Source organism: Vibrio sp. Vb1574, assembly GCF_033338675.1.
The window spans coordinates 1-1,356 of record NZ_JAWOTC010000225.1; the positions used below are offsets into that span (position 1 = coordinate 1).

The following is a 1,356-nucleotide window of genomic DNA, read 5'->3' on the forward strand; positions in this document are numbered from 1 at the left end:
CCTTATCCTTTGTTAGACGCTCCCTGGACACCGCTGTTTATTTTGTTCGTCTATCTACTCCATCCTTTGCTTGGGCACATTGCGTTGCTTGGTTCTGTCGTTCTGTTTAGCTTAGGTTTGATCAACGAGTTGATGACGAGAAAGACGATGCAAGAAAGTGAAGTTAGGGCCATTTCTCATATTAGTAGTGCAGAGTTAGCGACACAAAACGCCAACTCTATTTTAGCCATGGGGATGATGAACGCATTTTTGGAACAGTGGCAATCGCGAGTACAGAGTGTCAGTGTGCTTGAAGAGCGAGTTGCCGGAAAATCGATTTATATGGCTAACTTTTCTAAATTTGTTCGTGGCTCTTTGCAAATATTTTTACTCGGCGGTGGCGCATGGTTGGTTATTCAGCATGAAATCACGGCGGGTGCGATGATCGCGAGCTCTATTCTGATGAGCAGGGCATTATCGCCGATGGAGCAAGCGATAGGAACATGGCGCAGCGCGATGTCTGCGCGAACGGCTTATAAACGGTTAAAGGAGATTGATGCGATTGTTCGTCAAGACGAATCTGACATGCCATTACCTAAACCGAAAGGCCATTATGAGTTAACCGGGCTCACTTACCGTCACCCGGGTGCGACTGAGCCAGTGCTGTCTTCTATCACATTATCAATCCCGCCGGGTGTGTCCGTCGGAGTAATTGGCCCTTCTGGCACTGGCAAATCGACATTTGCTCGCTTATTGCTTGGTAACATTCGGCCTTTAGCTGGAAAGGTGACTTTAGATGGCATGGAAGTGTCGACTTGGGCATCTGAAGATCGAGGTGTTCACGTTGGCTATTTGGCCCAAGAGGTGGAGCTATTTCCAGGAACCATTCGTGAGAACATCGCGCGTTTTAAACAAGAAGATCCAGCGAAGGTGATCAAAGCTGCACAATTAGCGGGTTGTCACGAATTAATCCTCAAAAAGAACAAAGGTTACGACTTCATTATTGGCGAAAATGGTCGTGGACTGTCGGGTGGTGAACGACAAAGGATTGCGCTAGCACGAGCTGTCTATGGTGATCCTTCTATCGTCGTCTTTGATGAAGCAAACGCCAATCTAGACGGAGAAGGAGAGGCTGCGTATCAGCGTCTTATCGCTTATCTAAAATCTCAGGGCTCAACCATTGTGGTTATCGCCCATAATCCAAGCACATTGAGGCAAATGGATCGATTGCTGTATTTAGCTGATGGCCGCGCCAAACTTTATGGTGCTCGAGATGAAGTGTTGAAGCGTTTAATGGGTGAGGACAGAACGGATATTCCAAGGGTGAAAAATGAGCAATCAGCAGCCAGTCGTTAACGAACTTCCTGCGGAGAAAGT

General features: G+C 47.3%; 1 protein-coding gene. It reads left to right on the forward strand.

Annotation, left to right across the window (positions count from 1 at the left end):
* Positions 1–1,335 (forward strand): type I secretion system permease/ATPase (locus tag R7O12_RS25020; RefSeq protein WP_318126755.1); only part of this gene is annotated, 1,335 nt, incomplete at its 5' end.
* Between the last annotated feature and the right edge of the window lie 21 nt (positions 1,336–1,356).